17 protein-coding genes and 1 tRNA gene are annotated in these 23,566 nt (G+C 68.6%); 9 read left to right on the top strand and 9 right to left on the bottom strand.

Going from position 1 to position 23,566, the window contains the following annotated elements; translation table 11 throughout:
• Positions 1-71: 71 nt before the first annotated feature.
• The 3 genes from C5E05_RS02970 to polA all read right to left on the bottom strand — a co-directional run bounded on the left by C5E05_RS02970 (position 72) and on the right by polA (position 5,932).
• Positions 72-1,391, bottom strand: a complete 1,320-nt coding sequence (locus C5E05_RS02970) for a helix-turn-helix domain-containing protein (RefSeq protein WP_104341067.1) — start codon at positions 1,389-1,391, stop codon at positions 72-74.
• Between the two features lie 118 nt (positions 1,392-1,509).
• Positions 1,510-3,207 (bottom strand): DUF885 domain-containing protein, encoded by a 1,698-nt coding sequence (locus C5E05_RS02965; protein ID WP_104341066.1) that lies wholly within the window; start codon positions 3,205-3,207, stop codon positions 1,510-1,512.
• 94 nt (positions 3,208-3,301) lie between these two features.
• The gene (polA, locus tag C5E05_RS02960) at positions 3,302-5,932 is read right to left on the bottom strand and encodes a DNA polymerase I (protein WP_104341065.1); all 2,631 of its coding nucleotides are present in this window, start codon (positions 5,930-5,932) and stop codon (positions 3,302-3,304) included.
• A 104-nt stretch (positions 5,933-6,036) separates the two neighbouring features.
• Here polA and C5E05_RS02955 point away from each other — a divergent pair, with 104 nt between their 5' ends.
• On the top strand, positions 6,037-6,483 hold the full coding sequence (locus tag C5E05_RS02955; RefSeq protein ID WP_104341064.1) for a PaaI family thioesterase: 447 nt from the start codon (positions 6,037-6,039) through the stop codon (positions 6,481-6,483).
• A 68-nt stretch (positions 6,484-6,551) separates the two neighbouring features.
• Here the strand turns inward: C5E05_RS02955 and C5E05_RS02950 are convergent, their stop codons facing one another.
• Positions 6,552-7,154 (bottom strand): ANTAR domain-containing response regulator, encoded by a 603-nt coding sequence (locus C5E05_RS02950; RefSeq protein ID WP_104241240.1) that lies wholly within the window; start codon positions 7,152-7,154, stop codon positions 6,552-6,554.
• Between the two features lie 35 nt (positions 7,155-7,189).
• Here C5E05_RS02950 and C5E05_RS02945 point away from each other — a divergent pair.
• Together C5E05_RS02945 and C5E05_RS20620 are read left to right on the top strand one after the other, a co-directional pair.
• Positions 7,190-7,272: transfer RNA gene (locus C5E05_RS02945), tRNA-Leu, on the top strand.
• A 194-nt stretch (positions 7,273-7,466) separates the two neighbouring features.
• A complete protein-coding gene (locus C5E05_RS20620; protein WP_104341063.1) occupies positions 7,467-9,311 on the top strand; it encodes an LPXTG cell wall anchor domain-containing protein in 1,845 nt (614 codons plus the stop codon).
• 196 nt (positions 9,312-9,507) lie between these two features.
• Here C5E05_RS20620 and C5E05_RS02935 read toward each other — a convergent pair whose 3' ends face one another.
• Entirely contained in the window at positions 9,508-9,768 is a 261-nt protein-coding gene (locus tag C5E05_RS02935; protein ID WP_104241242.1) for a hypothetical protein, read from the bottom strand.
• A gap of 274 nt (positions 9,769-10,042) precedes the next feature.
• Here C5E05_RS02935 and C5E05_RS02930 point away from each other — a divergent pair, with 274 nt between their 5' ends.
• From C5E05_RS02930 to C5E05_RS02920, 3 genes are all read left to right on the top strand, one after another.
• On the top strand, positions 10,043-15,622 hold the full coding sequence (locus tag C5E05_RS02930; protein WP_258064743.1) for a glutamate synthase-related protein: 5,580 nt from the start codon (positions 10,043-10,045) through the stop codon (positions 15,620-15,622).
• The gene (locus tag C5E05_RS02925; RefSeq protein ID WP_104341061.1) at positions 15,619-17,355 is read left to right on the top strand and encodes a sulfite reductase flavoprotein subunit alpha; all 1,737 of its coding nucleotides are present in this window, start codon (positions 15,619-15,621) and stop codon (positions 17,353-17,355) included. Before C5E05_RS02930 ends, C5E05_RS02925 begins: the two co-directional genes overlap by 4 nt.
• Positions 17,356-17,493: 138 nt before the next feature.
• Complete coding sequence (locus tag C5E05_RS02920) at positions 17,494-18,438, top strand: hypothetical protein (RefSeq protein ID WP_104341060.1); 945 nt, start codon at positions 17,494-17,496, stop codon at positions 18,436-18,438.
• Between the two features lie 105 nt (positions 18,439-18,543).
• On the opposite strand, the gene C5E05_RS02915 is transcribed toward C5E05_RS02920, so the two are convergent.
• Positions 18,544-19,119, bottom strand: coding sequence for a dihydrofolate reductase family protein (locus tag C5E05_RS02915; RefSeq protein WP_104341059.1), 576 nt, complete (start codon positions 19,117-19,119; stop codon positions 18,544-18,546).
• A 71-nt stretch (positions 19,120-19,190) separates the two neighbouring features.
• Here C5E05_RS02915 and C5E05_RS02910 point away from each other — a divergent pair, with 71 nt between their 5' ends.
• Both C5E05_RS02910 and C5E05_RS02905 read left to right on the top strand, forming a co-directional pair.
• On the top strand, positions 19,191-19,757 hold the full coding sequence (locus C5E05_RS02910) for a TetR/AcrR family transcriptional regulator (RefSeq protein WP_104341199.1): 567 nt from the start codon (positions 19,191-19,193) through the stop codon (positions 19,755-19,757).
• Between the two features lie 105 nt (positions 19,758-19,862).
• Positions 19,863-20,501 carry a TetR/AcrR family transcriptional regulator gene (locus tag C5E05_RS02905; protein ID WP_104341058.1) on the top strand — a complete coding sequence of 213 codons (639 nt, stop codon included), beginning with the start codon at positions 19,863-19,865 and terminating at the stop codon, positions 20,499-20,501.
• On the opposite strand, the gene C5E05_RS02900 is transcribed toward C5E05_RS02905, so the two are convergent.
• Positions 20,502-20,777 (bottom strand): hypothetical protein, encoded by a 276-nt coding sequence (locus C5E05_RS02900; RefSeq protein WP_104341057.1) that lies wholly within the window; start codon positions 20,775-20,777, stop codon positions 20,502-20,504. It lies immediately after the preceding gene.
• A gap of 53 nt (positions 20,778-20,830) precedes the next feature.
• On the opposite strand from C5E05_RS02900, the gene C5E05_RS02895 reads away from it, so the two are divergent.
• Complete coding sequence (locus C5E05_RS02895) at positions 20,831-21,289, top strand: MarR family winged helix-turn-helix transcriptional regulator (protein ID WP_104241249.1); 459 nt, start codon at positions 20,831-20,833, stop codon at positions 21,287-21,289.
• Positions 21,290-21,324: 35 nt separating this feature from the next.
• On the opposite strand, the gene C5E05_RS02890 is transcribed toward C5E05_RS02895, so the two are convergent.
• Together C5E05_RS02890 and C5E05_RS02885 are read right to left on the bottom strand one after the other, a co-directional pair.
• Positions 21,325-22,428: an NADH:flavin oxidoreductase/NADH oxidase gene (locus tag C5E05_RS02890; protein WP_104341056.1), complete on the bottom strand. Its 1,104-nt coding sequence runs from the start codon at positions 22,426-22,428 to the stop codon at positions 21,325-21,327.
• Between the two features lie 68 nt (positions 22,429-22,496).
• Positions 22,497-23,531, bottom strand: a complete 1,035-nt coding sequence (locus C5E05_RS02885; protein ID WP_258064742.1) for an alpha/beta hydrolase — start codon at positions 23,529-23,531, stop codon at positions 22,497-22,499.
• Between the last annotated feature and the right edge of the window lie 35 nt (positions 23,532-23,566).

Here is a 23,566-nt window from a genome sequence, read left to right as displayed (position 1 = left end):
CCTGGAAGCGTAGGAGCCCCGACGTTGCAATCGGGTTGCACTCGAGGCGGCCGCGATTCCGCGCAGGGCACTCAGGACTCGAGGGCCTCGATCTTCGCCACGAGCCTCGACCGGGCGGGCGCGTGGGGTGGGAGGACCGTGAGCGCCGTGCGGAAGGCCTGCGCGTCCTGCGCGACTTCCGGCAGCTCGAGATACCTGAGGAGCGTGGCCGGCTCCGCGGAGCTGAGGACCTGATCTCGGAGGGTCGCCGAGAGCTCCGCGCGCAGCTCGCGGATACCGGGGGCCTCCGACGTGGGCAGCAGCTCCCCGCGGTAGGACTCGACGGCCGCGGCCACGTCACCTGCCTCCAGCAGGTCGAGCACGTCGACGGCATCGCTCGCGAGGCCCTGCGCCACCCGGTAGGGGCGGGGCACGAGGTCGAGACCGCGCTCAGCGAGCACCGGCCGCAGCCGCGCGATCTCCGCCCTGAGCGTGACCTCCTTGGCGCTCTCGCCGTAGATTCGGAGCGCGAGCTCGCCCGAGGTGAGACCCGAGGGCCGTGCGGCGAGGAGCGTCAGGATCTCAGCGTGCCGACCGCTCAGTTCGACCGGTGCACCATCGACGGTGGTGAGCCTGGCGCGGTGGACGCCGAGCGTGCTGATCCTGCCCGCCGCGACGGTGCTCGCCGTCGCGGGTGTCTCTGGGCGAACTCCCGGCTGCGTCGAGTGGCGCGAGAGCAGCACGGCGAGCCGCATCTCCGCCTCCGCGGCCGCGACGGCGGCGCGCATGAGGGCAAGCGAGTGCGGGCCGACGGCTCGTTCATCACCGGTGAGGTCGATGGCACCGACCGCGATGCCGGAGAACGGGTCGCGGATGGGCACTGCGGTGCAGCTGAGCAGCTGCACGGCTGGCGCGAAGTGCTCAGCGCCTGCGATCTGGACGTCCCGACCCGAGGCGAGCGCTGTCCCTGGGGCGCTCGTCCCGACGGCGGCCTCCGACCAGTCGGCGCCCTCGACGAAGTCCATGCGCTCGGCCCGACGGAGTGTGGCGCTGTCACCCCGCACCCAGAGCAGTCGCCCCTGTTCGTTCGTGATCGCGACGATCAAGCCAGTGTCTCGCGCCGGCTCCACGAGGAGACGATCGAGCACGGGAAGGACACGCTGCAGGGGGCTGCGCTCCCGCGCCGCCGCAAGCGGCTCGAACTGGTCGAGATCCCGGGCCCGTGCGTTCGCAGGGCTGCCGAGCAGCTGCAGCGATCTCAGCCAGGAGTCGCGGACCACGCTGCGGAGTCCGGCGACCGCCGAGCGGAGCTCAGCGGAGGCGCCCAGACTGCCATGCGCGTCGATCAGGGTGTGTGCGGATGCTGCGGCAGCCTGGTCAAGGCCAGCTATCTCGCCACTCTGCGGATGCACCTCGCAGCCTCCTCGGATTCGCGGCAGCGAGTGCGTCGATGCACCCGCTGCCGCGAGCCTAGGCGACTCCGCCTGAGTTCTCCCGTGGCAAGCAGCGGCCGGCCGACGGGAGCTCCGATCAGTCGGTGCTCAGCACCTCGCGAAGCGTGTCGAGGCCGAGTCCACCGAGGTCGAGGGCACGCGAATGCCACGCCTTAAGGTCGAAGTCGTCACCGGCACGAGCCTCGGCATCTGCACGGAGCTCCTCCCAGATCCGCTGCCCGATCTTGTACGACGGCGCCTGGCCCGGCCAGCCGAAGTAGCGGTTCACCTCGAACTTCACGAAGCCGTCAGGCATGTTCACGTGCTGACGCATGAAATCGAGCGCGTACTCGTAGTCCCAGACCTTGTCGCCCTCCGGCACCGTCTTGCCGAGGTGCACGCCGATGTCGAGGACAACACGAGCCGCGCGCATCCGCTGCCCGTCGAGCATGCCGAGGCGGTCTGCCGGCTCGTCGAGGTACCCGAGCTGCTCCATGAGGCGCTCGGCGTAGAGCGCCCAGCCCTCGCCGTGCCCGGAGGTCCAGTTGTTGCGACGCCAGGTGTTGAGCTGGTCGCGGTTGAGGGTCGCGCGGGCGATCTGCAGGTGGTGACCCGGGACGCCCTCGTGGTAGACCGTCGTGAGCTCGCGCCACGTGTCGAACTCCGTCACGCCGGGGGTGACCGACCACCACATGCGTCCCGGACGCGTGAAGTCCTCGGATGGGCCCGTGTAGTAGATGCCGCCCTCTTCGGTCGGGGCGATCATGCACTCGAGTCGACGCATCGGCTCGGGGATGTCGAAGTGGCTCTCGGCCAGCTCGGCGACCGCGCGGTCGCTCGTCTCCTGCATCCACGCCTGCAGGGCGGGCGTGCCGTGCAGCTTGCGGGCGGGGTCGAGCTCGAGGTGGGCGATGGCCTCCGCGACCGTCGCACCGGGGAGGATCTCGTTGGCGATGGCCTCCTGCTCGGCCTTCATGCGCGCCAGCTCGGCGAGACCCCACTCGTAGGTCTCGTCGAGGTCGACTGCCGCGCCGAGGAAGCCCCGCGAGGCGAGCGCGTAGTGCTCGCGTCCGACGGCGTCCGTGTTGCTCGCAGCGGGGAGGAGCTCCTCGTGGAGGAACGTCGTGAACGTGCCGTACGCCGCGGAAGCGAGCTGCGCACCGTGACGGAGCTGCTGGCGGAGCTCGTCCGAGACCTCGCCGGTCGCCGGGCTCGATGCCGCGAGCTGCTCGAAGAAGTTGCCGCTGGCCGCGTACTCGCCTGTCTGGATCGCTACTTCGCGGACCTGGCGCTTCGCTGGCACGACGCCGGCGTCGATGCCCGCGCTGAGACGCTCCGTGTAGCCCTCGATCGCGGCGGGGAGGTTCTCGAAGCGCCGCGCGATGTCCTCGAAGTCGCTCACGGTCTCGCGCGGCATGAGGTCGAACACCATGCGGATGTCCTGTGCCGGAGACGCGATGTTCGAGAGCTCGCGCAGGTGGAGTTTGGCATCGATCATCTCGATCTCGAGGCCAAGGCTGCGGCGGAGCTCGAGCGCGGTGACCCGGTCGACCTCGTCGGCTTCGGTAAGCGTGTCGAGCTTGCTGAGCACATCGACGATCGCGGCGCGCTTGCGGGGCGCCGCGGCCGAGGAGTAGTCGCCGTACTCGGCCTTGTCGCCGTCTGCGCCGAGTTCCACGCGACGCTCGGGAGAGAGCTCGATCTCTGTGGCGACCCAGGCCTCCGCGAGCCGGTCGATGTCGGTCTGCGGTCGTGTCTGACTGGTGTTCTGGTGGTGCTGAGCGGAAGTCGTCATCCCCCAAGCCTAAGCTCGCCCCTCGGAAGAATCACCGAGAGGCGAGCCCCGTGTGCCTGCTACAGGGAGCCGCGGATGGGGCGGACGGTGACGGCTAGTGGCCGGCCTCGTCCCAGTTCGGTCCCCGGCCGATCTGCACCTCGAGCGGCACGGTGAGGTCGGCTGCGCCGGCCATCTCCTCGCGCACGATCGCCTCCAACGTCTCCCCCTCACCAGCGGCAACCTCGAACACGAGCTCGTCATGCACCTGGAGGAGCATCCGCGATGAGAGCCTCTCGGCGCCGATGCGCTCCTCGATGGAGTTCATCGCCCGCTTGATGATGTCTGCTGCCGACCCCTGGATGGGCGAGTTGAGCGCCTGACGCTCGGCGTTCTCGCGGGCGATGCGGTTCGTCGAGTGCAGGTCGGGGAACGGGCGCCTGCGGCCGAAGATCGTCTCGGTGTAGCCGTCCTCCTTCGCCTGCACGACGACGTTGCGGAGGTAATCGCGCACCTTGCCGAAGCGCTCGAAGTAGTCGATCATCAGCTTCTTGGCCTCGGCGACCTCGATCTGGAGCTGCTTCGAGAGGCCGAACGCCGACAGTCCGTAGGCGAGGCCGTACGACATCGCCTTCACCTTGGAGCGCATGGCCGGCGTGACGTCGGCCGGCTCCACGCCGAACACGCGAGAGCCGACGAAGCGGTGGAGGTCCTCCCCCGCGTTGAACGCCTCGATGAGCGCGGCGTCGCCGGAGAGGTGCGCCATGATGCGCATCTCGATCTGCGAGTAGTCGGCGGTGAGGAGCGACTCGAACTCGGGCCCGTGCACGAACGCGCGACGGATGCGGCGTCCCTCGTCGGACCGGATCGGGATGTTCTGCAGGTTGGGGTCGTTCGACGAGAGACGGCCGGTCGCCGAGCCGATCTGGTGGTAGCTCGTGTGGATGCGCGAGCTGTCGTCGACCGCCTTGAGCAGCGACTCCATGATCTGCCGCAGCTTGACCGAGTCGCGGTGCTTGCGGAGCGCGCCGAGGAAGGGGTGCGGGCTGTTCCGCTCGAGGTCTGCGAGCGACTCTGCGTCGGTGGAGAAGCCGGTCTTCGTCTTGCGCGTCTTCGGCATCTCGAGGGTCTCGAACAGCACGACCTGCAGCTGCTTGGGCGATCCGAGGTTGATCTCGGTGCCGCCGATGGCGTCGAACGCCTCCTGCTCGTACGTGCGGATGCGCTCGGACAGGTCGTCGGCGAGACCCTGGAGGAACTCCCGGTCGATGGCGACACCCTGCAGCTCCATGCTGGAGAGGGTCGCGAGCAGCGGCGTCTCGATGCTCGAGAAGACGTCGAGGGTGCCCGGTTCGAGCATCTCGAGCGCCGCGGTCGTCGCGCGCTGCGTGTACCAGGCATCGCTGGCGACCAGCGAGGACTCGTCCTCGAGCTGAAGCTGGTTCGGGTCGGACTCGGGCAGCTGCTCGTCGAGACGCATCTGCACGAGCTCGGCGAGACGCTTTGGCGCGTTCTGCGGGCGGTAGAGCCAGGCGGCGAGCTGGCCGTCCTTGACCTGGCCGCCGACGTCGAGCCCCGCGATGGTGAGCGCCTTCAGCTGCGGCTTGGCGTCGAACATCAGCTTGGGGGCGTCGCTTGCGAGCCATGCCTCGAACGGGGCGTAGTCGACGCGCTCCGGAATCCAGTGCAGCTCGGTCGCCTCGGCGGCGGTGGAGATGCCGACCGCGACGACGGTGCCGTCTGCGCCGTGGGAGACCGTGAGGCCGAGACCCTCCGGAGTCGCCTCGACCGCCTTCGCGAGCCACTGCTCGAGTTCCTCATCGAGGAGCTCGGGGCGCACGGGCGCCGCGACGGCCTCCGCTGGCGTGATGTCGTCGCCAGCTTCGTCGGCGAGCTTCAGGACGCGGTCTTGGAGCGTGCGGAACTGGAGCTTCGTGAAGATCTCGCGAACCGCATCCGCGTCGATCGCCCCGCGGGACAGCTGCTCGGGGGCGACGGGCAGCTCGACGTCGTCGACGAGGCGGTTGAGCTTGCGGTTGCGCACCGCGTTCTCCCGGTGCTCGCGGAAGGACTCGCCGACCTTGCCGCCGATCTCGTCCGCATGGTCGAGGATGCCCTGAAGGGAGCCGTACTGGGCGAGCCATTTGGCCGCGGTCTTCTCGCCGACCTTCGGCACGCCGGGCAGGTTGTCGCTCTTCTCGCCGACGAGGGCCGCCACGTCTGGATACTGCTCCGGGCGGACGCTGTAGCGCTCCTCGACCTTGGCCGGGTCGTAGCGCGTGAGCTTGGTCACGCCCTGCGTGGACGGGTAGAGCAGCGTGACGTCGTCGGTGACGAGCTGGATCGAGTCGCGGTCGCCAGAGACGACGAGGACCTTGAAGCCCTGCTCGCGCCCCTGCCTGGCGAGGGTCGCGAGGATGTCGTCGGCCTCGAAGTCCTCCTTCACGATCGTCGTGATGCCCATGGCGTGCAGTGCGTCGCGGAGCAGCGGGACCTGACCCTTGAACTCGACGGGAGTCGCTTCCCGACCCGCCTTGTACTCCGGGTACTCGCGGGTGCGGAACGAGCTGCGGGAGATGTCGAACGCCACGGCAATGTGGCTCGGATTCTCGTTCTGCAGCAGGTTGAGGAGCATCGAGACGAAGCCGTGGATGGCATTCGTGTGCTGCCCCTCGGCGTTCACGAAGCTGTCGACCGGCAGGGCGAAGAACGCCCTGAAGGCAAGCGAGTGGCCGTCGATGACCATGAGGGTAGGCTGATTTTGCGCTGACACACGGTCAGCCTACTTGCCGCCCCAGACACTGCGCCGATGCGCGCGTGTTGTGGGGCGTTCTTCGAGGAGGAAGCCTGATGACGCACCTGGAAACGCCGACGACGGTCAACGGGCTCAGCATCCCCGACCAGCACGAGGTGACCTACGGCCGAGGCTTCGGGGCGCTCGCCAAGCGCATGGGCATCCTCTGCGTCGAGCTGAGCCCCGAGCGTGCCGTGGCCGTCATGCCGGTCGAGGGGAACACGCAGCCGATCGGCCTCCTGCACGGTGGCGCCTACTGCGTGCTCGGCGAGTCGCTCGGGTCCATGGCCGCGAACGTGCACGCCGGTCCGGGAAGGTTCGCGGTCGGCATCGACATCAACGCGACCCACACGGGCTCCGCCGTGAGCGGCTGGGTCACGGGCGAGTGCACGGCGGTGCACCTCGGCGGGTCGATGACGGTGCACGAGATCGTCATCACCGACGAGGCGGGCAAGCGCTGCTCGACGGTCCGCATCACGAACCTCATCCGCACCGCCAAATAGCGTCAGGCGAATGCGAAGAAGCCCTCACCGCGTCAACGCGGTGAGGGCTTCTGCTGATCGGGCCTCGGCTACTTCTTGGCCGAGAGCTGCTGGATGACCGCCTGCGCGACCTCCTGCATCGTGAGGCGACGGTCCATGGATGCCTTCTGGATCCAGCGGAACGCCTCTGGCTCGCTGAGGCCCATCTTCTGCGTGAGGAGGCCCTTGGCGCGGTCGACCTGCTTGCGCGTCTCGAAGCGCTCGTTGAGGTCGGAGATCTCGGCTTCGAGCGCGATGAGCTGCGCGTGGCGAGCCAGTGCGATCTCGATGGCCGGGAGCAGATCGTTCTGCGTGAACGGCTTCACGACGTAGGCGAGGGCGCCCGCCTCCGTCGCGCGCTCGACCAGTTCCTTCTGGCTGAACGCGGTGAGGAGCACAACCGGGGCGATGCTGTCCTTCGACAGCTGCTCGGCGGCAGAGATGCCGTCGAGCTGCGGCATCTTGACGTCCATGATGACGAGGTCGGGGCGAAGCTCCTTCGCGAGGGCGACCGCGGTCTCACCGTCGCCGGCCTCTCCGACAACGTCGAAGCCGTTGTCGCGAAGGATCTCCACGATGTCGAGCCGGATGAGCGACTCGTCTTCGGCGACGACAACACGTCGCGGGGCTTGAGAGGTTTCCTGTTCAGTCACGTAGTGAGCTTACGATACTGTGTCCGAGGTGAAGCGCCGGCTTGGCGGAATGGCAGACGCGGTGCACTCAAAATGCTCTGTCCGAGAGGGCGTGTGGGTTCGAATCCCACAGCCGGCACGGTTCTGAAGGCCCCCACTTCCCAGTGATTCACTGGCAACTGGGGGCCTTCGTCATTCCCCGGATGCGTGCTCTGCCCACACTTTGCCCACAGTCGCAGAGATGTGAGCGAGGTTCAGCGGAGAGCGCGGCCCCGAGCGTTTGCACATCCGCACTAGTCTTTGCGGACCCCCGCCCTCTGTCGACGGAGACACATGAAGAAGCTCTCTGCCCTCCTCTGCGCCTGCCTCGCCGCGCTGCTGTTCTCTGTGGTCTTGCTGCCAGCCCTTCCGGCGGCTGCGGACCAAGGCAACGAGTTCGACATCAGGCCCGAACTCATATCCGCCGAGCTCGTCACGCCCACGACTGTCGGAGGCGGGGACGAGATCCGGATCAACTGGAGCGTGCGCCATCCCCACGACATCGGAATAGGCGGCATCGCTCTTGAGACCGGGGAGGGGACTTCGTCTCGGGAAAGTAAGTCATGTGGACAGTTCGATGCTGTCGTCGCGGTGCGAGACGGAGACATCGTCAGCGGCACGACAACGTGCACGACTGGCGGTTCAGAGTGGGCGGCAGGCGAATGGCGGGTAAGCGAACTCTATTTCTTTGATGTGCTGGGCGTATTCGGATACGCGTCCGAGGACTTCAGTCCCATCATTCAGGCCCTGCCCAGGCTCCAGATCGACGTCGGCACGGACGGGGACCAGGAATACCCCGAGCTCGTCGCCCTCGAGGTGGTCGCGCCGGACGAAGTCCGCCAGAGCGACGTCATCTGGTTCAACTGGACGATGCGTGAATCGAGCCGAGTCGTCAGGCTGATAATGACCATCGTCGGCCCCGACGGGCGCGAATACGAGGCTCGAGGTTTCGACCGAAACACCACTTCCAGGGACGGAGACCTCGTCTCCGGGTCGCTGCGACTCACCGTCAACAACTCCACCTGGGCGCTTGGGGAGTACCGCGTGCTCAGCGTGTTCTCGGAAGACGAGCATGGGAGCGCCAGCCCTGTCGCCACGGCGGCCAACAGCGACGCACTGGCTTCTGCGGCGAGTTTCACGGTTGTCGACGCTGGCGGACCAGACGTCACCGCACCGGAGCTGCTCTCGGCTGGATTCGAGCAGTCAACAATCCGAATGGGCGACGAGGTCGAGCTCATCAACTGGACGATCCGCGATGAGAGCGCGCTCGTGGACGCCACGTTCTACCTGGACGCCGAGTGGGGAAAGCGCTATGAGATCGCTGGCAACGACCGCGACCGGCTGGGCGACATCATCTACGGGTCCGCCGGTGCGAAGGTGTATCAGCCTATGCCTCCCCTCAGTCCCGGGTCTCCTGCGTGGTCGACAGGCGAGTACCGAGTTGTCGGAGCTTCGTTCACGGACGAGTCCGGCAACGTCACGACGCTGTCATCAGACCATCCCATCATTGCCGGGCTGCCACCGATGATCGTCCTCGACCAGAGCGCACCCATTCCAACGCGGTCACCCTCGCCGACGGTGACCGCGCCCCCGTCGCCGACCGCGACGCCGACTGCGACCGCGACGCCGACTGCGAGCGAGACCCCCACTGCGACCGCGACCGCGATCCCGACTGCGACCCCGCCGACCGCGACCGCGACGCCCTCACCGACGGAGAGCGCGGCGCCTTCTCCGACGGCGAGCCCGTCGCCGACGGAGACCGTCGCACCGACACCTGCGCCGACAGCCTCGTCCACGGCCGGACCCACCGATCCTTCGACTGGGCTGCCTGTCCCCACGCAGTCCGTCGCACCTTCCACGCAGCACCCAACACCGACTCCAACGTCCACGACATCGCCGGCGCCCTCAGCCACACCGCCGATGTCCTCTCCAGGCGCTACAGACGCGCCATCGCAGACGCCGCCCGGAACGCCGACTATGGTCACCGTCGAAGACGGCACGACGCCCGAGGCAGGAGAACAGGGAACCTTGGCGTCGACGGGATCTGACACCCTCGGGCCGGGGCTTCTCGGCGCGACGGCACTCCTCGGGCTGGGAGCCATGCTGCTCCTCAGGCGGAGGCGCAGTCACGGCGAGTGATCGCGTCGTCCGTGCTCGATTCCCGGGCCGTATCCGGCCGGTGATCGAGTCTCGGTGACGGCGCGTCGCTGAGACGAGCCGGCAACCGTCCCTCGACGGGAGTCCGAAGTCCGCAGTCCGTGCACAGAGGGAAGCCCCGGTTCGGCCAGTGATTCACTGGCCGAACCGGGGCTTCGCGCGTGTGTCGTGTTCGGCGCTAGCCGATGTCGGTGACCGTCGCCTCAGCATCCGCGGCGCTTGCACCGGATCCGGACCAGGTCGCGGTCGCGTCCCACAGGTTCAGCGTGTCGTCGACGAGCACGTCGACCTCGACTTCGCCCTCCGGGATCGTGATGCCGTCGGCGGCAGCGGCCTCCACGAGGCGCTGCACGAGCCTGTCGGTGACCTCCGCGAGGGTGTCCTCGCCGGCGTCGGCCTCCGCGGAGGCAGTTCGCATGTATGTCTTGACGTCGCTCATGCCTCCATCATCTCAGCCGGAGAACGAGGACGCGGATGCAGGGGAGGACGTGGGCAGTCGGAACCACCTGTCCAAGTGCCGTGACCGCGAAATCCGTCGATCGATCATCGGCGCGTGGCCTTGCGCCAGCTTTAGGCAACCCTTACCGTACGTATACCGCTATGCCGCTGGGAACCCCGCACCGCACCAAGTGACGACTCCCGCAGACGAAACCTCCAATGTTGCAGTGTTCGCGTCGCCTTTCCCCTCGCTGCTGTCCCTTGGAGGCATCTTCGTGTCGCAAAAAACCGTTGGTCTGTACCGTCCCGAGCTCGAGAAGAGCGACTGCGGCGTCGGCTTCATCACGCGCAAGGACGGCGTGCAGCACCATGATGTGATCCGGCTCGGAAACGAGGCGCTCTGCGCGATTCCCCACCGCGGAGGCATGTCCGCCGAAGGCGTCGGCGACGGCGCCGGCATCAACGTCGACCTGTCGGTCGAGTTCTTCAGCTCGCTCGTCGGGCGCGAGCTCGAGTCGGGCCTCTTCGGCGTGGGCAACTTCTTCATGCCGAGCGACGTCGAGCAGCTCGACGTGGCGCATGAGCTCATCTCCAGCACGCTGCGCGCGCACGGCATCGAGCCGATCCTCGTCCGCGACGTGCCCGTCGACGCCACCGTCGCGCGCCCCGCCGCGGCGCACTACCAGCTGCCGATCGTCCAGTGGATCTTCGTCGCGGCCGAGGGCTGGAGCCGCGCCGAGATGGACGCCGCGGCCAACGCCGCGCTCCTCGACATCGAGGGCATCGCCTACTCCAACGCCGCGCTCCAGGGCCTCTACCCCCTGTCGCTGAGCGCCCGCACGCAGACGCTCAAGGGCCGCCTCAACTCGAACGAGGTCATCCCGTACTTCACCGACCTGCTCGACGAGCGCCAGTCGGTTCGCACGCTCTTCTTCCACACGCGCTTCTCGACCAACACGGAGCCGCACCCGAGCATGGCGCAGCCGTTCCGCATGCTCGCGCACAACGGTGAGCTCAACACCGACCGCAAGAACCGCCTCTCCGAGAACGCGCTCGCGACCGCGCGGGGACGCGTCATCGTGCATCCACCTGGGCAGTCGGACAGCAGCCGCTTCGACCAGACCCTGCAGAGCCGCGTCTTCGACGACGGGCTCGAGCTCGTCGAGGCCGTCGTCTCGACCATGCCGCCGGCGTGGGAGAACGACCGCACGCTCACCCCGGAGGTCCGGGACATGCTCGAGTTCTTCTCCCTCTACGAGGAGAAGAACGACGGACCGGCAGCACTCGTCTTCAGCAACGGCGACATCATCGGCGCGCGGCTCGACCGCCTCGGGCTGCGCCCGTTGCGCACCGTCGAGACCGACGAGTACCTCGTGGTGAGCTCCGAGGCCGGGCAGATCCAGTTCGCACCGGGCAGCATCGTGCGCCGCGGGCGCATCGAAGCGGGCGGGATGCTCTACTTCGACCACACGCAGGGGCGCAGCTTCCGCACGTGGGAGGCGCTCGAGCAGCTCGCGCTCCGGCGCGACTACAGCGCGGACCTCGAAGCCGCGCGCGTCAACATCGAGGACATCGAGCTGCCCGAGATCGACCGGGGAAGCAACACGCTCGGCTACGACGGGGACCTCTCCCCCGCCGGCAGGTACGTCGCGTACTCGCTGAACCAGGAGAGCTTCAAGTTCATGATGGACCCGATGCTCGCCAACGGCACCGAGCGCATCTCCGCCATGGGCTACGGCAACGCCATCAACGCGCTCTCCGACCAGGAGGGCGGTCTCGCGAAGTACTTCTCGCAGCGCTTCGCGCAGGTCACGAACCCGCCGCTCGACAGCATCCGGGAGGCCGACGGCATGACGCTGCGCGTCGCACTCGGCGCCAAGCCCGACGGCGGCAACCAGACGCGGCAGATCGTCGTGCCCTCGCCCATCCTCAGCCACCTCAACATGGTCGCGCTCCGCGAGCAGCGCCTCGCGCCGCTCGAGCGCTTCGAGATCCTCTACACGCCCGTGCAGGGCGACGCCCCCGCCAACGCCGCCTCGCTGCGCGACGCCGTCGAGCGCGTGTGCGACGCCGTGACCACGTTCGCGCGCGCCCAGGGCGGCATCGCCGTGCTCACCGACCGCAACGTGTCGCGCGAGCTGGCCGCGATCCCCCTCATCCTGGTCATCGCGGCCGTCAACCAGCGGCTCATCCGCGAGGGCCTGCGCCTGCGGGTGTCGATCATCGCGGAGAGCGGCCAGCTGCCCTCCTCGCACCACATCGCCGCCGCGCTCGGCTTCGGCGCCGCCGCGGTCTACCCGCTCTGCGTGCGCCTGCGCGCCGAGGAGCGCTACCCGAGCGGCGCCGCCTCGATCGACACGATCACGGACACGGACCTCGCCGTGGCCCGCTTCGCGAAGGCCGCCGAGAAGTCGCTCATGAAGACCATGGGCCGTGTCGGCCTGTGCACCGTCGAGAGCTACATCGGCGGCGAGTTCTTCGAGCCCAACTACCTCGACACGAAGGACCCGGTCCTCGCCGACTACTTCCCCCACCTCGCCGCCCCAGTCGGTGGCGTGCGCTTCGAGCGCATCGCCCTCGCGGTCGCCGAGTGGCACGAGCGGGCCGTCGCGGTCGCCGACGAGAAGCAGATCCCCCTCCTCGGCCTCTTCAAGGAGCGCCAGGAAGGCGCCGGCCACTCGTTCGGCACCACCGCGGTGCGCGGGTTCATCGACATGACCGAGGAGCCGCGCATCCTCGAGACCACGAAGGCGCCGGAAGCGCCCGCCGCGAGCGACGAACCGCACCCAGGGCACGACTCGCTGCGACTCCTCACCCTCGGCCAGCTCGGCGACGCGTTCGGGCTCGACGACAAGGCGTACACCTACAGCGGATACGGCGCGCTCACGCCGGCGCAGATCGACGCGTTCGAGATCACCCCCGGCTACCGGGACTTCGTCACGAACACCATCCAGGAGCGCACGCGGCGCCCCTCGGCGCTCCGCGACGTGCTCTCGCTGCCCGCAGACGTCCGCCTCGCCTCGACGCCCTCCGAGTTCGCGCGGGAGCTCAGCCGCTTCTCGCTCGAGGGCAACAGCGACGTCCGCGTCCGCGGCCTCGAGATCGAGCACACGGAGAACTCCACCTACGAGCTGAAGCTCACCGGCCCCCTCGGCGGCGAAGCGACCCGCTACGACGCGCTCGCGCAGGTCCTCACGGCCCTCGACGGCAACGCCATCACCGAGACGACCGCGACGGATTCGAAGCTCCAGGTGCGCGTCGCCCCGGGCGCACCGAGCATCCTGAGCCTGCTCAGGACGGCGCCGGACAGCATCTCGCTCGACGAGGTGCAGCCCGCGCACGAGATCGCTCGCACCCTCGCATCCGGCGCCATGAGCCACGGTGCGCTCGTCGCGACCGCCCACGAGTCCGTCGCGCACGGCACGAACATGGTCGGCGGCATGTCGAACTGCGGCGAGGGCGGCGAGCACATCACCCGCTACAACACGATCCGGGGCTCGCGCATCAAGCAGTTCGCGTCCGGCCGCTTCGGCATCTGGGCCGGCTACCTCGCCGACCCGATGCTGCAGGAGCTCGAGATCAAGATCGGGCAGGGCGCGAAGCCCGGCGAAGGCGGCCAGCTGCCGGCGCCGAAGGTCACGGTCGACATCGCCGCGGCCCGCGGCGGGACGCCAGGCGTCGAGCTCGTCTCGCCGCCGCCGCACCACGACACCTACTCCATCGAGGACCTCGCGCAGCTCATCCACGACTGCAAGGCAGCCCGGGTGCGGGTCGTCGTGAAGCTCGTCTCGTCGGAGGGCATCGGCACGATCGCCGTCGGCGTCGCCAAGGCGGGCGCCGACGTGATCAACGTCGCCGGCAACACGGGAGGTACGGGGGCGGCCGCCGTCACGAGCCTCAAGTACGCGGGACGCTCGGCGGAGATCGGCGTCGCTGAAGTCCACCAGGCGCTCCTCGCGAACGGACTCAGGCAGAAGGTCGTCCTGCGCTGCTCCGGTGCCCACCAGATGGCAAGCGACGTCGTGACCTCCGCGCTCCTCGGCGGGGACAGCTTCGAATTCGGCACGACAGCGCTCATGATGCTCGGCTGCGTCATGGCGAAGAACTGCAACATCAAGTGCCCCGCCGGACTCACGACCAACCCCGAGGTGTTCGACGGCGACCCGCGCGCCCTCGCCCAGTACCTCCTCAACATCTCGCACGAGGTGCGGGAGATCCTCGCCTCGCTGGGGCTGCGCTCGCTCGGGGAGGCACGAGGGCGCGGCGACCTGCTGCAGCTCCTCGCGCACCCCGCGAGCGTCGGCGACCTCGACGTTCGCGACATGCTCGCGAAGGTTCCCGAGAAGATCGTCGCCAACCCCATCTACCTCGAGAAGGACTACAGCATCGACGACTCCCTCGTCGAGCAGATCCGGGCCGCCCTCGTCGACCGAGCAGAGCCGTCGATCCTCATCGAAGGCGTCGAGATGGGCAACCGCTTCAAGTCGGTCGGCGGTCAGCTGTCGATCGACATCGAGCGGATGCTCAACTACGAGCTCGATGCCGAGACGGTCGCAGGGCTCCCCGCAGTCGTCGAGGACGAGCGAGGCAGGCGCTCGCTCGTGGACGGCAGCATCATCGTCACGACGCAGGGATCCGCCGGACAGTCCTACGGCGCCTTCAGCAACGACGGCATGCGCCTCGTGCACACGGGAACCGCGAACGACGGCGTCGGCAAGAGCCAGGGCGGCGGAACCATCGTCGTGCTCTCCCCCGGCGGCGGCGGCTCGGAGCCCGGCGAGAACGTGCTCATCGGCAACTTCGCGCTCTTCGGTGCGACGGGCGGACGCACGTTCGTGCAGGGCGAGGCGGGCGACCGCTTCGCGGTGCGCAACTCCGGCGCAACAGCGGTCGTCGAGGGCATCGGCGACTTCGGCTGCGAGTACATGACCAACGGGGCCGTCCTCAATCTCGGCAGCGCGGGCAAGGGCCTCGGCAACGGCATGAGCGGCGGGTTCGTCTACCAGTACGACGCCGACGGCTCGACGCGCGAGAACGTGAGCGCCGACTCCCTGCTCGTGTTCCCCATCACCGACACCAGCCACGGCGACTTCCACGAGGCCGCGGTCAAGCTCCTCCTGCAGTGGCACCTCGACGCGACCGGTTCGCCCCTCGCGGCGCAGATCCTCCGCGACTGGGAGTCCGAGCGCAGCAGGTTCTTCTGCGGTATGCCGCGGGCGCTCCTGCTCTACCAGGACGCCGACAAGATCCTCGCCGCGAAGGGACGCAAGGAGCTGCTGGACGAGCTCTCCACCTCCATCGCAACCCAGCGCATCCGCCTCTTCAAGGAGGCCTACCGTGGCGGTCACCCGGTGATCGGCGGGCGCACCCCCGGCGGCTCGGAGTCCGACCGTGACGACAGGTTCGCCCTGCTCGCCTCCTACGCGGTGCTCAACATCTCGCAGGACATCGCGCTCACCCGAGTGCCAGACGCCAGCGGACCAGACGACCCCAGGGTGGTCGACGCGGTCCGGAAGCTCATCCTCACCGAGGACTTCTTCGTCATGCAGCGCGTCAACAAGTACCTGCGCGGTGAACTCGACCGGTTCGAGGACGCCGAGCTCGCTGCTCTCATCGCCGCGAAGCGCCTCGAGGACTACAAGGACGCCCTCCGCCTGCGCAACGTGCGCAGCATCGACGCGCCAGGAACGACGGGGTGGATCATGCACCAGAACGTGAAGAACCGCCGGCTCCTCCAGTCGGTGGGCACGGACGAGATCCTCGCGACCGCGGCGATGGTCGACATCGCCCGCGAGCTCGTCGTCACCGAGAAGCGTCAGCAGCCGACGGCCGCGACGGCGGGTGGCCTCGCATGAGCGCGCCGTTCATCCCCGTCGACGCCCCCTTCACCAGGGAGCAGCAGGCATGGCTCTCCGGGTTCATGGCGGGACTCGCCGCGATCCCCACCGCCGACAAGGAGGTTCAGGCCGCGACGCTGACGCTCGAGATCCTCATCGGCACGCAGACCGGGAACTGCGAGTTCGTGGCTGAGGACCTCGCGGCTGCGGCCCGAGCTGCAGGCCTCGCGGCGACGCTCGCCCCGCTCGACTCGGTCTCCCCCGAGGCGTTGAACGGCGAACGCAACATCGTCGTCGTCACGTCCACCTACGGCGAGGGTGAGATGCCGGACAACGCCGAGCTCTTCTGGGAAGAGCTGAACGCTGACGGTGCTCCGCGCCTCGAGTCGACGAAGTTCGCGGTCCTCGCGCTCGGAGACAGCAGCTACGACGACTACTGCCAGGCCGGGAAGCTCATCGACACGCGCCTCGAGCAGCTCGGGGCGACGCGTGTCGTGCCGCGCGTGGACTGCGACGTCGACTACGAGGATGCGGCCGCCGAGTGGATCGCGGAGGTGGTCGAGCACTTCGCGGCCCTCCAGCCGAACACCGCCGCTCCAGCGCCAGCCGCTGCCGCCGCGCCGGCCCGAGTGCGCTCGCCGTGGAACAAAAAGACGCCGTACCCGTCGCGCCTCGCCGTCAACCGCATCCTCTCCGGGCCACGAAGCTCGAAGGAGATCCGCCACTACGAGTTCGATCTCGGCGACAGCGGCATCACGTACGCGGCGGGCGACGCCCTCGCGGTCGTGCCGGTCAACGAGCCCGGTCTCGTCGACGAGCTGCTCGGCCACCTCGGCTTCTCCGGTGACGAAGCGCTCGAGAGCGGCTCGATGCTGCGCACGGCGTTCGAGCGAGAGCTCGACATCACGGCCCCCTCGAAGGACCTGCTCGCGGAGCTCTCCGCTCGGGAGCCGAGCGGAGCCGTCGCGGAGCTCGTGCAGCGCGGCGACAAGGCTCAGCTGGACAGCTGGCTGTGGGGCCGGGACACGCTCGACGTGCTCCGGGCTGCGCAGGGAGTGAGCTTCACCGCAGATGAGTTCGCGTCGCTGCTGCGGCCCATGCAGCACCGCGCCTACTCGATCTCGTCGAGCCCGCTCGCCAGCCCGGACCGCATCCACCTCACCGTCGCCTCGGTGCGGTACGGAACCGAGGCCCGCCGGTACGGCGGCGTGTGCTCAACGTTCCTCGCGGACCGTGTCGGCGACCTCGACCCCGTGCACCTGTTCCTGCAGCCGAACGCGGCGTTCCGCGTGCCTGAGGATGACGACGCCCCCATGATCATGGTCGGCCCAGGCACGGGGATCGCCCCGTTCCGCGGCTTCCTGCACGAGCGTGAGGCGCGCGGCGCATCCGGACGCAACTGGCTGCTCTTCGGCGACCAGCACCGCGACAGCGACTTCATCTACGAGGAGGAACTCGCGGGGCTCACCGAGCGCGGTGTCCTCGACCGCCTCGACCTGGCGTTCTCGCGCGACCAGGCGGAGAAAATCTATGTGCAGACGCGGATGCTCGAGCACAGCGCCGAGCTCTACGCCTGGCTCGAGGAGGGTGGGCACTTCTACGTCTGCGGTGACGCATCGCGCATGGCGAGAGACGTCGACGACGCCCTCCACGCGGTGGTCGCGCAGGAGCGAGGAGTGACGGCTGAAGGCGCGGCAGAGTACGTTGCCGCGTTGAAGCGCCAGAAGCGCTACGTGAGGGACGTGTACTGAGCCATGCTGCCGGAGGACACCGCGGGCCGAGATGAGGTCTGCGGGGCGAGCGGGAACTGCCCGTGCGCGCGGCGTCGCGGCGGTGGGCTCCGAGGTCTCGGGCGGGATGGCGCAGTCGGCGCGGCCCACTCCCGGCAGGTGAGCGCGCTCAACGCTGGGACGCTCGATCGGCTGCTGTCGTCGCCGCACACAATGCTCCGCAAGGTGAAGCTGTCGCCGGAGGCCCTCGCCTACGGTCTTGTCGGGTTCGGCACGGCGACGGCGACCACCAGCAATGGCGCGTGCACGATCCACCAGTTCGGCAGCTACGACCTGCCGACGGCGTGTGGTCGGGCGCTGCGCGCGCCGTCCGCCTGGATCACGTTGCGGGTTCGTCCGGCGTCGCTCGGCGTCGCGGTGGTCGCCCACGAGGAGGGCGTGCAGGGCGCGCTCCCCAGTCTGTATGTCTATTCGAGCGACGGGCGCCTCGTGCATCGGGTGCTTGTCCACTCGGCCCAGGACGCCGGGCTGCTCGCGAGCCTCGGACGTTCTCGGCCACCGAGCGACGCGCAGCTGCGCAACCTGCAGCTGCCCAGGGAGGCTGAGGTGGACTGGCGTGACGGCGATCAGCTCGCGCAGCTGGATGCGATCCTCGATGCGGGTGGGTCCGATCGACACGCCGCGCTGGTGCGCGGGAACGCTGCTCGCTCTGGCTGGGGTGTCGGTGGCGTCGGCAACAGCCGCCTCGTGGATCCCTCGCTGCTCCCCGCGGTGTTCGAGCACCTGAGTTCGGTCGGGTTGCCGGTCTGCGTGGGTGTTCCGTCGAGTGCGGTGCTGCAGCTGGGCGCGGGGCTGGTGCACCTCGTGGAACGCGTCGGCGCGCTCCTGGTCGTCTCGCTTGGCGATGGCGTCATCGAGGTCGATCTCGGCGCGGTGCGCTCGTGTCTGCTCGTGGCGGCCTGCGGGCCGCGGGGGCGCACGTCGACGCTGGAGCTCTACGATCAGCGCGCCCGCTGCGTCGCCGTGGTGACGCAGCTCGGGCTGGTCTCGGCCGATGTGCATCGCGCCTGGGAGCACATGCTGGAGTCGTTGCCGGCTGCGTGAGGTCGTCGACAGGGACTCGGGAGACTTGGCCCGGTCGCGCTGGGGGTCTGACGCCAGGACGTCGTTGACACAGCGGTGGGGGCGACGTCCGCGCGATCACGATGCTCACGCTCTGCCGCTGGAGACGTATTCCTCGACCACGACACCCGACTCGAAGGAGCGGGTTCCGGTCAAGGTGAACGCACGCGGCTCGTAGGGGGCACTCCCGAAGATGGGGATGCCGGAGCCGAAGATGACGGGACTGCGCTTCAAGACGAGGCGGTCGATCTCCGGCAGGAGTGCGCCGGCGAGCTCCCCACCACCGCAGAGCCAGACGTCCAAACCGTCTTCCCGTTTCAGGCCGCGGATCGTGGCGAGCGGATCGTGAGTGACGGTGATCTCCGGGTCGAGGTCGTGTGCCCGGCGGCTCGCAACGATCTGACGCAGATGGGGGTAGGGACTGTCGATTCCGATATCGAGCGCGGGGGCCAGCGTGTTCCACCCCATGATCACCGTGTCGAATCGCGTCTTGGGCGGTTCGATTCCCAGTGCGGCCTGCACGTGCGCGGGCAGCGCGTCCGCATACTCACCGAACACCACGGATGCGTGGTCGCCATCGACGAGGAACGCATCGAACCCGCCGGTTGGATCAGCAATGTACCCGTCGATGCTGACGGCGACGTAGTAGACGAGGTTCCTCATAGCATCTCCAATCACGACAAGTGTCGTAGTTAAAGTACAACAGGAGTTGTGGTCTAGCTACCATGGGCGGCATGGCCCGCAACGAAGAACGACGCACAGCACTTGCCGACGCCGGGATTCGCGTGCTGGCCGAAGAAGGCGCCCGTGGTCTCACCCACCGCGCCGTGGACGCCGCCGCAGGCACTCCCCGCGGTACAGCCTCGAACTACTTCCCGACCCGGGACGATCTCATCTCCGCGCTCGTCGACCGCATCGGAGAGAGGCTGACACCCGAGCCCGAGGCTGTTTCTTCGCGTACCGCTCGGCCACCCGACCGGGAGCTCTTCGCCGACTACCTGCGTGACGTCGTCAGGCGCCTCGGCATTGACCCACATGTGTCGCTCGCCCTCTTCGAGCTGCGGCTAGAAGCCGGACGACGTCCTGCTGTGGCCAAGGCGCTCGGAGCGTGGCGGCAGGGAGCCTTCCGGGAGGATGTCGCGTTCAACGAAGACTCTGGCCTGCCAGGAGGGCAGACGGAGATCGCCCTGTTCCACTACGCCATCGACGGATTGATGCTCGACCACCTCACCGCACCGATCGATACTGGATTGTCCGTCGATGCCGCCATAGACGAGTTCGTCGACCGCATTCTCCGGTAGTCCCGTCCCCAGAGTCGCCATGTCGCGTCAGCAGTATTCTCTCCAGCCGGTGCGTCGGCGTGTGTGAACGCGTTCACTGAACTTGTTCGAGGTAGCCTTTCGGACATGTCGAACTCACGCGCAGAGGTCAAGCGGCTCACGCACTCCCGCGTGGTCGACGCCGCGGCGCACCTTTTCGTCGAGGAGGGGTTCGCTGGTACGAGCATCCGCGGAATCGCGCAGGCGGCGGGCGTGAGCGTCGGCACGGTCATGTCCGTGGGCGACAAGAGCGCGCTGCTGGTGCGGGTCTTCGACCTCCTCGTCGAGGCGGAAGTTGCCGAGCGGTCTGCTGTCGTCGATCAGGCTCGCCCCGCAGGAACTCAGCGCCCCGCGTTCGCCGATATCGCCGGGACGGACGCTGGGGGCAATTGCCCGGACAGGCTCGTGGGTCTCACGGCACCGCTCGTCGCGCTGTTCACGCGCCACGACGAGCTTGCGCGCGCCTACGCGTCCATCCTCATCTCGGGCGGGCGTGAAGCGGGGCTCTTCTCGGATCTGGCGACCGGCCTCACCGAGAGGTTCCGCACCGTGATCACCGAGCGCGGGTGCACCGCCGAGGAAGACGCCGCCGCGCGAGCGGGGGCGCTGTACTTCGCGTTCGTCGGGCTGCTCTTCACGGCGGCCGCGGGTGGCACCTCCGACCCCGAAGCGCTCTCCGCCGACGTCCGAGGTGCCTTCGGCGCGATCTGCGCCTGCCCGGAGTGACTAGGCGGAGGTCCGCGTCGAGCCAGGCTCTCGTCGCTCGTCGCTCGGGCAGAGGATGCTGCTCGGCTGATTGGCGCCGATGCCTCGCCTGATCTCGTGATCGGAGTACGGGTGTCCGCAGTCCCGGCAGGACGCGGGTGCTCGGACGGGATCCGTTCGCGCGACTCCCCCGGTGCCCACCTGTGCTGGCCCCATGAACGGGAACAGCAGCTGGTTGAGCCGATTCCACCATCCGGGCTGACCCTTGTAGGGGTTCGGGAGTCTGTCGCTGGCCATGATCGTTAGTGTACTAACTATTCGTGGTCTGTGTGCGCGACTAGTCTGGACCCGTGGATCTCCTCGCGCTCGACAAGCAGCTCTGCTTCGCCCTGGCCGCGGCCAGCCGGAGCGTCATCTCGCTCTACCGACCCATCCTCGAGCCGCTCGGTCTCACGCATCCGCAGTACCTGGTGATGCTCGGGCTCTGGGAGAACGACGGGCAGACACTCGGTCAGCTGGCGAGGGCCCTGCATCTGGAGCCTGCCACGCTCAGCCCGCTCGTGAAACGACTCGAGACCTCTGGCCTGGTCACCCGCAGTCGGCGACCAGACGACGAGAGAGCCGTCGAGATTCGTCTCACTCCCCCGGGCCTCGAGCTGCGGGCCAAGGCCGAGGAGGTGCCGGTCAAGGTCGTCGCGGAGCTCGGGTGGACCCTCCCCGAACTCGAGGCGCTCAAAGACACGCTCACCCGGCTTCTCGACGACTCGACGACGGCCAGGGCCGAGGGGGCGCGCGAGCCCCGCAGCTAGCTCTACATGCCAGCTACCGGGGAGCTACCGGGGCGCTAGCCCATGGTCGCGCGCCAGTACTGGGGTGCGACGAGGCCGACCTGGCCGTCTCCCAGCTGCACAGCGGCGTGCACCGGCCAGTTCGGGTTGGCGAGCGCGGCTCGGCCGATCGTGATCCCGTCGGCATCGCCGCCCACCAGGATCGCCTCGGCGTGGCGCGCTTCCGTGATCTGGCCGACAGCCGTCACAAATGCGGTCTCCGCGGGGAGCGCCTCGCGGACCGCCCGGGCGAGCGACACCTGGTAGCCGGGGCCGACCGGGCCGGTGAAGGCGCCGATGCCGCCGCTGGAGAGGTCGAACACGGTGACGCCCAGCTCGTGCACGAGCTTGGCGAGCTCGACGGTCTCGGCGATCGTCCAGCCGCCTTCCACCCAGTCCTCGCCGGAGAAGCGAATCGCGAGGGGCTTCTCGGCTGGCCAGTTGCGCCGCACCTCGGCGACGACCTCGAGGACGAAGCGAGTGCGGTTCTCGAACGAGCCGCCGTACTCGTCGCTCCGCTCGTTCGAGAGCGGCGAGAGGAACTCGTGCAGCAGGTAGCCGTGAGCCGCGTGGATCTGCAGCGCGTCGAAGCCCGCGTCGTCGGCGCGGCGGGCCGCCCTGCCCCAGTCGGTCACGAGATCTGCGATCTGCGCGACGGTGAGTTCGGCAGGGACCGCGAGCCCGAAGACATCGGTGCTCGACGGGGCCTGCGCACTCCAACCGCCCTCGTCCGCGGGAACGGTGCCTCGTGCCGTCTCCGGCAGAGCCGGGTAGGCGGATGCCTTGCCGCCGGCATGGCCGAGCTGGATGCCGGCAGCAGCGCCCTGCTCATGCAGGAAGTCGACGATGGGGCGCCACGCCTCCGTGTGCTCGTCGCTCCAGATTCCCGTGTCCTCCGGCGAGATGCGGCCCTCGGGGACGATCGCTGTCGCCTCCGTCCAGACCAGCCCGAACCCGCCGCTCGCGCGCGCACCCAGGTGCACGAGCTGCCAGGACGTGGGAAGACCGTCCCGGCGCGTCACCGAGTACTGGCACATCGGTGCGAGGAACGTGGCGTTGCGCAACGGCAGGCCGCCACCTTCCATGCTCGGCAGGGTGACGGGTGACAGAAGACGGCTCATGCTGACCTTTCGACGTTGGGGCACACGCGGTCCAACAGCGATTCGGCCGCTGTTGTTCCCGCTGCGGATCAGTGGAGGTACGCCTTGAGCCACCGAGTCATGGCCGCGAACGCCTCAGCCCGCACCGGCGGGGCGGAGAGCAGCACGTCGTGCAGCGCGCCGTCCAGGCGACGAACCGTGACCGTGTCGCCGAGATTGAGCGAGCGCCGCGCGATGTCGTCGACGCGCAGCACGGAATCGGAGGTGCGCATCGACTCATGCCAGATCGGCGACAGTGTGCTCCGCGATGACAGGAGCGTCAGGACGGGTGCCCGGATGTCGAGCCCCACGGCGACTGCCGCGTGGCCGGCGAGGATCGCGTGGAGCCAGCCAGCTCGCACGGTGAAGCTCGGCGTCGGCCGCCAGCGGTCGTCGAACTCCCACTCGCCACCCAGCTCCTTCTTCACCGCCCGCGTGTAGAAGCCGAAGTCGATGTTGTTGAACGTGTCCGTGGGGCGCAGCTGGGCCGCGAGCGTCATGAGCGGAGTCAGCGCCGTGCGCACTGCGGCCCTGGTCTGCAGCTCGAGCCACGGGCTGTTCAGGATGAGCGCATCCACGCGACCGGGGTTCCGGTCCGCCCAGAGACTCAGCGTGAGGCCACCCGTGGAGTGGCCGATCAGGATGAGCGGATGCCTGCCCCGGCGGTGCCCACCTGGCCCATGCCCCATGACCTCGAGGGCGCGTTCCAGCTCCTCGTCGTAGGTCGCGAGGTCGGTGACGAACCCGGGTGTCTGGTAGTCGCGGAGGCTGCGCCCGTACTTGCGCAGGTCGAGCGCGAAGAAGCGTGCGCCCTCGCTCGCCCAGTAGTGCGCGTGGTGCTTCTGGAAGAAGTAGTCGGACCAGCCGTGCACGTAGAGGATGTCAGCTCCACGTGCTGGGCCCCGCGCGAAGCGGTCCGCCCGCGGCCCGCGAACGAGCGTCGCGACGACCTGGCCCTCATGGTCGGGCTTGAGCGGCAGGTCGAGGGCCGAGAAGCCGGAACCGAGGATATCCGGTCGCCATTCCGTGGCGGCGACAAGCGCATCTCTGACGTCCAGCGCGGTGGACCCCTGCACCGGACTCACGACTCGCTCCGCGCCTCGACGATCGACATGGTGAA

This window comes from Pseudoclavibacter sp. AY1H1, assembly GCF_002931055.1.
In the GTDB taxonomy this organism is placed as follows: Bacteria; Actinomycetota; Actinomycetes; order Actinomycetales; family Microbacteriaceae; genus Pseudoclavibacter.
The sequence above is the reverse complement of the archived record's forward strand: the minus strand, read 5'-3'. Positions and strand labels throughout refer to the sequence as shown.